This is a genomic window from Candidatus Protofrankia californiensis, from assembly GCF_900634765.1.
Taxonomy (GTDB): Bacteria; Actinomycetota; Actinomycetes; order Frankiales; family Frankiaceae; genus Protofrankia; species Protofrankia californiensis.
Window position 1 is genome coordinate 50,283 of record NZ_CAAAFT010000428.1, and the last position, 10,685, is coordinate 60,967.

9 protein-coding genes are annotated in these 10,685 nt (G+C 66.0%); 4 read left to right on the plus strand and 5 right to left on the minus strand.

All coding sequences use genetic code 11. From position 1 onward, the window contains the following. The 5 genes from DD1DGNOD_RS30070 to DD1DGNOD_RS22140 form a co-directional block, all read right to left on the minus strand. Positions 1-167, minus strand: a 167-nt coding sequence (locus DD1DGNOD_RS30070; RefSeq protein ID WP_241255919.1) for an Hsp70 family protein, incomplete at its 3' end; no start/stop codon positions are given. A gap of 79 nt (positions 168-246) precedes the next feature. Then, positions 247-1,059 (minus strand): hypothetical protein, encoded by an 813-nt coding sequence (locus DD1DGNOD_RS30075; RefSeq protein ID WP_241255914.1) that lies wholly within the window; start codon positions 1,057-1,059, stop codon positions 247-249. 212 nt (positions 1,060-1,271) lie between these two features. Next, the gene (locus tag DD1DGNOD_RS22130) at positions 1,272-1,955 is read right to left on the minus strand and encodes a TerD family protein (RefSeq protein ID WP_131768409.1); all 684 of its coding nucleotides are present in this window, start codon (positions 1,953-1,955) and stop codon (positions 1,272-1,274) included. 108 nt (positions 1,956-2,063) lie between these two features. Beyond that, the gene (locus tag DD1DGNOD_RS22135; RefSeq protein WP_131768453.1) at positions 2,064-3,218 is read right to left on the minus strand and encodes a DUF475 domain-containing protein; all 1,155 of its coding nucleotides are present in this window, start codon (positions 3,216-3,218) and stop codon (positions 2,064-2,066) included. 334 nt (positions 3,219-3,552) lie between these two features. Beyond that, entirely contained in the window at positions 3,553-4,128 is a 576-nt protein-coding gene (locus DD1DGNOD_RS22140) for a TerD family protein (RefSeq protein ID WP_131768410.1), read from the minus strand. Between the two features lie 493 nt (positions 4,129-4,621). Here DD1DGNOD_RS22140 and DD1DGNOD_RS22145 point away from each other — a divergent pair, with 493 nt between their 5' ends. The 4 genes from DD1DGNOD_RS22145 to DD1DGNOD_RS22160 all read left to right on the plus strand — a co-directional run. Then, positions 4,622-6,607: an alpha-1,4-glucan--maltose-1-phosphate maltosyltransferase gene (locus DD1DGNOD_RS22145; RefSeq protein WP_131768454.1), complete on the plus strand. Its 1,986-nt coding sequence runs from the start codon at positions 4,622-4,624 to the stop codon at positions 6,605-6,607. Continuing rightward, complete coding sequence (gene treS / locus DD1DGNOD_RS22150) at positions 6,604-8,316, plus strand: maltose alpha-D-glucosyltransferase (protein ID WP_131768411.1); 1,713 nt, start codon at positions 6,604-6,606, stop codon at positions 8,314-8,316. Before DD1DGNOD_RS22145 ends, treS begins: the two co-directional genes overlap by 4 nt. A gap of 62 nt (positions 8,317-8,378) precedes the next feature. Beyond that, entirely contained in the window at positions 8,379-9,746 is a 1,368-nt protein-coding gene (locus DD1DGNOD_RS22155; protein ID WP_131770967.1) for a maltokinase N-terminal cap-like domain-containing protein, read from the plus strand. Between the two features lie 30 nt (positions 9,747-9,776). Further along, positions 9,777-10,685, plus strand: a 909-nt coding sequence (locus DD1DGNOD_RS22160; protein WP_430827853.1) for a GlgB N-terminal domain-containing protein, incomplete at its 3' end; no start/stop codon positions are given.

Here is a 10,685-nt window from a genome sequence, read left to right on the forward strand (position 1 = left end):
ACGAAACTGACACCGCCGTCGGCCGACTCGTCGAACAGCACCACCGACGGCGTGGTCGGCTGCGACTCGATGTTGCGGATGACGTCAGGGCGTCCGTACTCGTCCACCTGGGCGATGCACGAGTACGTCGTTCCCAGGTCGATCCCGAACACCTTTGTCCGCACCATGTAGTTCCCTCCGACAAACCGCGGCCACCGTTCAACGATCCGAACGCGAAAGGAGCATGATCGCGCCGCCTTCGGCCCTCTAGTGTGCCCGAAAGACCTCCACCTCGGCCGGGCGCACCAGGATCGACTCACCGCGGACGAATCCGGGTCTGACAGTTCGAGCGATCGTCCGATCACGCTCGGAGTCGTCCGTACCGATACGGCGCACGCCCACGTGGCGGGCTGGGTCAAAAGGCGTGCCCACAACCGCGGTGTACGGACGGACGTCCACGGCGACGTCCATGACCTGCAACAACTGCGTGCGCAGGATACCGGCGATGCTCTGACCGTCGTCCGCACCCAGGCTCGTCATCTGGTCGTGCAACCGCATCAGGCCCCGCAGCAACGGCGACATCGCCTCGGTCAGTTCACCCGCCCGCAGCCGGGTGTTCTCGGCATGCAGGCGGTCCACCAGGTCGGCGTCGTGACGCCGGAGCCTGACCAGCTCCTCGACCCGGTGGGCCAGATCGTCCAGCCGCATGGCAGCGGCAGTAACCACGGCGACATCGAAAGCGGGGACATCGACGGCACCGGCACCAACGGCATCGCCGATGGCGACAGCATCCTCACCGACAGCGGTCTCGCTGAGAGTAATCCCGCTGACAGCAGTCTCGCTGACGGCGGCGTCAGCCACAGGGGGCTGCGCCACGGGCGGCTCGGCGGGCGGCTCGGCGAGATCGGCGACAACCGGCTCCGCCGATGACGATCCCTGCGCCGCCGACGATTCCGCCGGGGACGCCAAGGTGCGGCCAGCCAGGTCGTCCCGCCCGGGACCGTCCATGTGCGCCGTATGCGCGGCTGCCGGGGCGTCGCGCTCACCGGGGCCGGTGCCCTCGGCGCCGTCCGCATCCACGATCTCATCCGCATCCGCGTCCGCGTCGTCGCCACCCGACGGAACCGAATGTGACGCATTGGCCACCGGCCCGTGACGTGATCGGGACATCGAACGAGGCCCGCCATCTCCGGAAGGTGGCGGCACGGGTCGGATCACGTCCGCTTCCGCCCTCCGGACGCGCGCAACCGCATCCCCTCCGCCTACCCGATCCCTTTTTGTCTGCCTGTCGCCTACTTGCGTCCCGGAGTCCAGTTCAGGCCCCACCCGAAGGTTTGGTCAAGCTCCTGGTGACCGCCGACATAGCGCACCTCCCTGTTCACGACGAGATCGTTGCCGCCCTGGTTGGTCAGCAAGGCGATCGCGCACATCCGGGCGCTACCGGCCTGCTCGTCCAGCCGTACCTCGATGGGCGCGCCCTGTGCCGGAGTGAGTGTCACCACCGCGCCGGCCTGGTCGAAGTTCGGGACGCCGGAATAGATGAAAGCGAAGATCAACAGGCGACGGATCTCCGTGACATGGGCGAGGTTGACGAACAGGTTCTCCCCGCCGGCGGAGGCGCCGGTGCGGTCGTCGGCGTCAAGCTGGACGTACGGAGGTCTCTCGAAGGACCCGAACGCGTTACCCAGCGCCTGCACAACCCCCTTACGGTCGTCGGAAAGCTCATACATACAAGCGAGGTCGAGGTCGATCCCGCCCTGTGCGCCGCTGAGCGCCCGCTTGAGAAAGCCGCCCCGACCGGCGGACGCCGCGGCACCCTGGACATTCCAGTTGAGGTTGACGTGCAGCCGCCCGCCGCCACCCTGCTTGCTCAGGGAGACCGAAGGCGCGCTCTTGGTCAGAGTAACCTTGTTCAGCGACACCGGGCCTGTGTTGGACTGCGAGCCGGTGGGCCGCTTGCTGTAGTCGATGGGCATGATCCGCTCCCTTGCGGTGATCGTATCCGCGAGCCGGACAGTCTTGTCCTCGGTCGTTCCAAGCCCCCGTGGCGGTGGCAGGCACGCAGCCGAGAACCTCCGCCACTGCTATGAACGCACAGTGGCGATCTCACGATGCCGTTCGTCCGGGCCGTCGCCGTTTCCCCCGCCCTCGCTGGCACGCTGCTTCCTACCCCGGCGCAGGAGGGAGGAGATCAGGGCGACTCCGATGAACCCGACACCGACGAGACCCGTGATGATCTCCGGAACCTCGGTCTCGATGCTGACGGCGAGGATCACCGCAAGCGCACCGATGGCGTAGTGGGCGCCGTGCTCCAGGTACACGTACTCCTGAAGGGTGCCCTTGCGGACGAGGTAGATGGTGATCGACCGGATGTACATGGCGCCGATGCCGAGCCCGGCGGCGATGACGAAGATCTCCTGCGTGATCGCGAAAGCACCCACCACGCCGTCGAAGGAGAACGACGCGTCCAGCACCTCCAGGTACAGGAACAGGAAGAACGCGGCCTTTCCCGAGGCCAGAACCAGTGCGTTCGGCCCGCCCGTCGACCCCGCCGCGGGCGCCGCCCCCGCCGGCGCCTCCCCGGTGACATCGTCGTCCGCTCCCACGCCGCGCGCCTCGAAGAACTCACCGAGACCGCGCACGCCCAGGTAGGTGGCGACACCGGCGACACCGGCGGTCAGCACCTGCTGGGTCGCATCACCGGAGAACGCCTCGGCGACGAGGAAGAGCGAGACGAGCCCGACCACGACCGACAACACGTCGAGCTGCCCCGCCTTACGCAGTGGCTCCTCGATCCAGCGAAGCCACTGGACTTCACGTTCGGGATCGAACATGAAGTCCAGGAAGATCATAAAGAGGAAGATGCCGCCGAAGGCCGCAATGGCGGGATGCGCGTCGTGCAACCGCGTCGCGTACTCGTCCGGGTTGTTCAGCGCGAGGTCGAAGACCTCGACCGGGCCCAGGTGAGCGGTAAGCGCAACGATGACGATCGGGAACAGCAGGCGCATCCCGAATACGGCGATCAGAACGCCGAGGGTCAGGAATATCCGCTGCCAGAACTCGTTCATCCTGCGCAGGATCGTCGCGTTGATTACGGCGTTGTCGAACGACAGGCTTATCTCAAGCACGGCCAGGATGGCGACGATGGCGGCCGTCTGCGGACCACCGAGCACTCCGGCCAACGCGACACCGACCACGGTGACCGTCAGCGACCAACCAAAGATTCGCAGGGCATGCACGAGGACAGGCACCTTCCTCCGGACCGGGTCTGGCGCGGCGCTGGGAGCACCACCGCGCCTCGACCCCGGTCCGGAGCGTCGAGGGCATCACATCAACTACACGTCGACCCGGCCGACCGCAGCGCAGTCGTGGCCTTGCCCGCGCAGCCGCAAGCTGCGATCCCGGGCATCGTAACCGGCCAAACCGACGCCACAAGCGCACAGCGCCGGTTACGGGACATCACCACAGCGCCCCACGCCCCGCGAGTCGCGGTGGCGCCGGCGCTCCTGGCCCGCCTGTCAGGCCCGACCCGCATCCGGTCAGCTCCGACGATCAGACGTCGACCCCGAAGGATCAGACGTTGACCCCGTAGTCCCGGGCGATCCCGGTAAGCCCGGAGGCGTAGCCCTGACCGACGGCCCGGAACTTCCACTCGGAGCCGTGCCGGTATACTTCACCGAAGACCATCGCAGTCTCGGTGGAGGCGTCCTCGGTGAGATCATAACGAGCGATCTCGGCACCTCCCGCACCGTTCACGATCCTGATGAACGCGTTGCGGACCTGACCGAAGTTCTGCTGGCGTGAATCCGCATCATAGATCGAAACCGGAAACACAACCTTGTCGATCTCTGTAGGCAGACTGGCGAAACTCACGTTGATCGCTTCATCGTCGCCCTCCCCCTCACCGGTGAGGTTGTCGCCCTGGTGTTCGATGGCGCCGTCCGGGCTCTTGAGATTGTTGAAGAAGACGAAGTGGCCGTCCGACAGCACCTTGCCGTCAGATCTGCAGGCAATCGCGCTCGCGTCAAGATCGAAATCTGCGCCGGTCGTGCTGCGGATGTCCCACCCGAGGCCGACGACGATGTTCGTGAGGCCGGGCGCCTCCTTGGTCAGCGAAACGTTTCCGCCCTTGCTGAGGCTGACTCCCACTGCTCCTCCTGCTGTCATTGCGATCGGGGCTGTCCTTGTATTTCGGGGCCCTGGCCGCCCCCCGCACCGAGCGCAACGCAGCCTACTGGACTCGATCACGCATGCCCACGGCGACGTGGGGTTATGGGGCCTGTGTTCTGCGAGACGAACGGGACCGCGCCAGGGTTCCCGGCCTGGCATGTGGGCTCATCCGGGCCGGCCGACTCCTGCCGGCGATGTACCGTCCCGCCCATGCGTGAGCACGGCAGGCGTGGGTATCTCGGAGCGAAACCGATGGTGGGCTGGTGCACGCCCGGCAGCAGGCCCACCTGCGAACGCGCATCAACGTGGAGACTTCGATCCGATGCCGACATCCCCCTCCCCCGGCGGAGTACCTCCGTATCCCCAACGCGTCCCCACTTGGTGGTCCCACGCTGTTCACGTTGGGGTGCCACCAATTGGCACAGGAGAGGCCGACTATCAAGGGGTGGTTCACCTGGATAAGGTCGCGGCGATGATCGGACGTTCGATAGGCCGGGTTGTCATCTCTGACGTCAGCCCCGCCGTATCCTGTGGGCAGTGGCCGTCCCGGGCGGTTGAGGGTGAGACCCTCACCGTCGCCGCGACGGTATTTCGTGACGGACACGATCTGATCGGCGCCAATGTGGCGCTGTCAGGTCCTGACGGGCGCGGGAACCCGTTCACGCGGATGCGGCAGGTCGGAGTGGGCGCTGATCGCTACGAAGCCGAGGTCCGGGTCGACTCGGAGGGCCTGTGGGGCTTCCGCATCGAGGCATGGGCCGATTCCGTGTCGACCTGGCGTCACGCCATCGAGATCAAGACAGGCGCCGGCCAGAGCACGGACGAACTGTCGGTGGACTTCGAGGACGGAGCCCGGATCCTGCTCCACGCGCTGCCCGGAGTCCCCGAAAGCCGGCGGGCGGAGGTCCAGCACGCCGTCAGCACTCTACGCGACGACACTCTGACGGATCCACATGCGCGGATTGCGGCGGCGTGTGATCCGGCGCTGGTCGACCTGTTCACCAGGTGCCCGCTGCGGGAGCTCATCACCCGCTCGCCCCTCTACCGGATCTGGGTGGACCGGCCCCGGGCGCTGTTCGGAAGCTGGTACGAGTTCTTTCCCCGCTCCGAGGGGGCGAGTCTGGACCCGCCACGTTCGGGAACGTTCGCGACCGCCGCCGAGCGGTTGCCCGCCGTCGCCGCAATGGGTTTCGACGTGGTCTACCTTCCGCCGATCCACCCCATCGGCGAGGTCAACCGCAAGGGTCCGAACAACACCCTGGTCACCGGTCCTGACGACCCCGGCTCACCCTGGGCGATCGGCAGCGACGCCGGCGGCCACGACGCCGTCCACCCGGACCTGGGTACGATCGACGATTTCGACGACTTCGTCGCGCGGACCCGCGCCCTGGGCATGGAGGTCGCCCTCGACCTGGCCCTGCAGTGTGCACCCGACCATCCGTGGGCCAAGACGCACCCGGAGTGGTTCACCGTGAAGAGCGACGGTTCCATCGCGTACGCGGAGAACCCGCCGAAGAAATATCAGGACATCTACCCGCTCAACTTCGACAACGACCCGGCCGGGCTTTACCACGAGGTGTTGCGCGTGGTCAGGTACTGGACCTCGCACGGGGTGCGGATATTCCGGGTCGACAATCCCCACACCAAGCCGGTCCAGTTCTGGGAGTGGCTCATCGCCGAGGTTAAGTCGGTCGAACCGGGCGTGCTCTTCCTGTCCGAGGCGTTCACCCGGCCGCCCATGATGCGGACACTGGCGAAGGCCGGCTTCACCCAGTCGTACACCTACTTCACCTGGCGCAACACGAGGTCAGAATTGGAGACATACGGCCGGGAACTGCTGGAAACCGCGCACTACATGCGTCCCAACTTCTTCGTCAATACTCCCGATATCCTGCCGGGTTACCTCCAGGAGGGCGGCGACCCGGCATTCAAGATTCGTGCGGTGCTGGCGTCGATGATGTCCCCCTCATGGGGGGTCTACGCGGGTTATGAACTGTTCGAGAACACCCCCGTGCGAACGGGCGGCGAGGAATACCTGGACTCCGAGAAATACCAGTACCGGTCGCGGGACTGGGCCGGTGCCGAACGCGCCGGACACTCGCTGGCACCATACCTCGCCAGACTGAACCGGATACGCAGGGACCATCCGGCGACGCACTGGCTGCGCAACCTCCGTTTTCACCATACCGATGGCGACGAGTTCATCGTCTTCTCCAAGCGATCCGAGGGGGCACAGGGCGACGACTGCGTTCTGGTCGTCGTCAACCTGGATCCGCACAACACGCAGGAGACGACTGTTCGCCTCGACATGCCCGCCCTCGGCCTCGAGTGGCGGGAAACATTCGACGTCCACGACGAGATCAGCGGGACTGACTACACGTGGAGGCAAGAGAATTACGTCCAGCTGGACCCGGCGACGGAACCAGCCCACATTTTCGACGTCCGGCGGAGGAAATGAGCGCCGAAGGCACTACCGGTGACACGGACGCCGGCGGCAGCGGGTCGTCGGCCGACGAGCTGTCCCGCGACCCGCTGTGGTTCAAGCGGGCGGTCTTCTACGAGGTCCTCATCCGTGGTTTCGCCGACTCCAACGGCGACGGCACGGGTGACCTTCGCGGAGTCGCCAGCAAACTCGACTACCTCAGCTGGCTCGGCGTCGACTGCCTGTGGCTGCTGCCGATCTACGAATCGCCGTTGCGGGACGGCGGTTACGACATCTCCGACTACTTCCGGATCCTGCCGGAGTTCGGCGACCTCGGGGACTTCGTCAACCTGGTGGACGAGGCCCACCGCCGAGGCATCCGGATCATCGCGGACCTGGTCATGAACCACACCTCCGACCAGCACCCGTGGTTCCTGGCTTCCCGCAGCGAACCGGACGGCCCGTACGGCGACTTCTACGTGTGGTCGGACACGGACCAGAAGTTCCCCGACGCCCGGATCATCTTCGTCGACACGGAGAAATCGAACTGGACCTGGGACCCGGTGCGCGGCCAGTACTACTGGCACCGCTTCTTCTCCCACCAGCCCGACCTCAACTACGACAATCCGGACGTCCAGGAAGCCATGGTCGAGGTACTGCGCTTCTGGCTGGACCTGGGGATCGACGGATTCCGGCTGGACGCCGTCCCCTACCTTTACGTACGGGAGGACACCAACGGCGAGAATCTCCCGGAAACCCATGAGTATCTGCGGCGGATCCGCAAGGAGATCGACGCGAAATACGCCGACCGGGTCCTGCTGGCCGAGGCGAACCAGTGGCCGTCGGACGTGGTCGAGTACTTCGGCAACGACGACGAATGCCACATGGCATTCCACTTCCCGCTGATGCCGCGGATCTTCATGGCGGTCCGCCGGGAGTCCCGTTACCCCATCTCGGAGATCTTGGCACAGACACCGGAGATCCCGCCGAACTGCCAGTGGGGGATTTTCCTGCGCAACCACGACGAGCTGACCTTGGAGATGGTCACCGACGAGGAACGCGACTACATGTACGCCGAGTACGCGAAGGACCCGCGTATGAAGGCGAACATCGGGATACGCCGGCGGCTCGCCCCGCTGCTGGAGAACAGCCGCGACCAGATGGAGCTTTTCACCGCGCTGCTGTTGTCACTGCCCGGCTCGCCGGTGATTTACTACGGTGATGAGATCGGCATGGGTGACAATATCTACCTGGGTGACCGGGACGGCGTCCGGACACCCATGCAGTGGTCCCCGGACCGTAACGCCGGTTTCTCGACGAGCGATCCGGCCCGGCTCTACCTGCCGCCCATCATGGACCCGGTGTACGGGTACCAGGCGCTCAACGTCGAGGCCGAGCAGCGGATGCCGACGTCCTTCCTGTCCTGGACCCGGCGAATGATCGAGGTACGCAAGCGGCATCCCGTCTTCGGTCTCGGCACCTATGAGGAGTTCCCGGCGTCCAATCCGTCCGTCTTCGCCTTTGTCCGGGAATTCGGCGACGACCGGGTGCTCTGTGTGTCCAACCTGTCACGTTTTGCCCAGCCGGTCGAACTCGATCTCCGCAGATTCGTCGGCATGGTGCCGGTCGAGTTGCTCGGCGGAGTGCACTTTCCGCCGATCGGGGAACTGCCGTACCTGTTGACCCTGCCCGGACACGGGCATTACTGGTTCGCACTCGGCCGGCAGGGGGAATTGGCCTCCTGATGAGGTCGGCGCACAAGGTTGTGAGGATGGTCGCCAGATGGTGACACGTGAGGAGGTCGACGATGGTGGGCGACAATTCTGATCTGGTCGTCCTCCTGGTCTCCTGGCTGCCGCGGCAACGCTGGTTTGCCGGCAAGGGCCGAGCCTGGGGCAGCCTGCGCATCGTTCAGAACGTGCGGCTTTCCGATCTTCTGCACCACTTCGTCATCGAGGTCCGGTACGCCGATGGCGGACCGGTCGACCACTATCAGGTGCCCCTGGTCGTGCGGCCGGACGCGCCCTACGGGCACGAGGGCTTCTTCGTCGGCAAGTGCGCGGACGGTCTGGTGTACGACGGCCTGCACGATCCGGACGGCAGCGCCGCCCTGCTGGCGTTCATCCGCAGCCGGACGGCCCGGGACGGGTTCGTGCCGTACACGCTGGAGGAACTGGAGCCGCTGCCCGCCCACGTGGTCGGCGCGGAGCAGTCCAACACCTCGATCGTGTACGGCGACGCCTACATCCTGAAAGTCTTCCGTCGACTGTGGCCGGGGACGAATCCAGACCTGGAGATGACCCGTGCACTCGCCGACGCGGGCAGTCCCCGCGTCGCCCGACCGCTGTCCTGGCTGGACGGCGTCGTCGACGGTCAGACCACCACTTTCGCGTTCATGCAGGAATTTCTTCGCAGTGGCACCGAAGGCTGGCGGCTCGCTCTCGCCAGCGTCCGCGATCTCTATGCGGAGGCGGACCTGCACGCCGACGAGGTCGGTGGCGATTTCGCGGCCGAGTCCGAGCGGCTGGGTGCGGCCACCGCGGACGTGCACCGCATCATCGCCGAGACACTGCCCACGGCTGTCGGTGATGCCGAGATCCTGCGGGCGGAGTCCGCGCAGATGCACAGCCGGCTGGATGCCGCGGTCAAGGTCGTCGGGGAACTGCAGGCCTTCGAGGCGCAGCTGCGCGCCGCCTACGACGAACTCGCCCACCGGGCGCGGCCGGTTGTTCTGCAGCGCATTCACGGCGACTACCATCTGGGGCAGGTTCTACGGGTTGACTCAGGCTGGGTACTCTTCGACTTCGAAGGCGAACCGGCACGCCCGGTGACAGAACGCATAACGTTACAGCCCGTTCACCGTGATGTCGCCGGCATGCTCCGATCATTCGACTACGCGGCTCAGTCGATGTTGTTGGAACGGTCGATGTTGTTGGAACGGGAGGGCGAGTCCGCACTCAGATATCGCGCACAGGAATGGGCGGCTCGCAACCGCGACGCCTTCTGCATCGGGTACGCCGGCGTCCGCGGGCATGACCCACGCGAGGAGGCTGCCCTGTTGCGGGCGTTCGAGCTCGACAAGGCCGTGTACGAAGTCGTCTACGAGGCGCGTCATCGCCCATCGTGGTTGCCGATCCCGCTCGGTTCGGTCGAACGGCTGACCTCCACGGACTGATGACTACGTTCTAAGGATGGCGTGTTGTCCATGATCGGTCCTGACGACGCGGTGGGTGGAGTCGACAAGGGCCACCCATGCGATCGTCTCTGCGACGCCAGCTCCGAAAGCGCCCGTTCCCCGCACATGGCCATGACCGTGGCCATGCACGGCGACGCCGGGCGCCGGGAAAACGGGTACGACGGCGACGCCGGGCATCACGAAACGGCGCATTGGGACACCGAGCGTGACGAAACAGTCTATCCAAGTACCAAGCGCGATAAAACGGTCTATCCGGACACTGCGCGTGACGAGACGGCGCTCCGAGACACCGGGCATCCGGACGACGACCCGGCGTCGTCTTCCCCGTCCCTGCTCGTCGAAACCGCCGAGCTTGAGCGGCTGGTGAACGGTTCACACCACGATCCGCATCGCATACTCGGCGTCCACCCCCGCGGGGACTGGACGATCGTGCGGGCCCTGCGACCGGACGCGGTGGGCGTGGTCGTCCTCACCGGAGGTGAACGCTTCGAGTGCACCCGGCTGCACACGGCCGGGGTGTTCGCGGTGGCGCTGCCGACCCGCGCCGTTCCCGACTACCGTCTGGAGGTCCGTTACTCCGACGCCACGCACGTCGTCGACGATCCGTACCGCTACCTGCCGACGCTCGGGGAGATGGACCTGCACCTCATCGGTGAGGGTCGCCACGAACAGCTGTGGAAGGCGCTCGGCGCGAGAGTACGCCACTACCCGGACAACGCCGGCACAGCCGAGATCAGCGGGGTCGGTTTTGCCGTGTGGGCGCCGGGCGCCCGCGGCGTCCGGGTGGTCGGTGACTTCGATTTCTGGGACGGTCGCGCCTACCCGATGCGGTCACTGGGATCGACGGGTGTCTGGGAGCTGTTCGTACCCGGCATCGGCGGCGGTTGCCGCTACAAGTACGAGATCCTCGGATTCGAC

Coding starts and splice junctions, on each gene's coding strand:
- DD1DGNOD_RS22130 (WP_131768409.1), bottom strand. CDS start 1,955: ATGCCCATCGACTACAGCAAGCGGCCCACCGGCTCGCAGTCCAACACA.
- DD1DGNOD_RS22145 (WP_131768454.1), top strand. CDS start 4,622: ATGATCGGACGTTCGATAGGCCGGGTTGTCATCTCTGACGTCAGCCCC.
- treS (WP_131768411.1), top strand. CDS start 6,604: ATGAGCGCCGAAGGCACTACCGGTGACACGGACGCCGGCGGCAGCGGG.
- DD1DGNOD_RS22155 (WP_131770967.1), top strand. CDS start 8,379: ATGGTGGGCGACAATTCTGATCTGGTCGTCCTCCTGGTCTCCTGGCTG.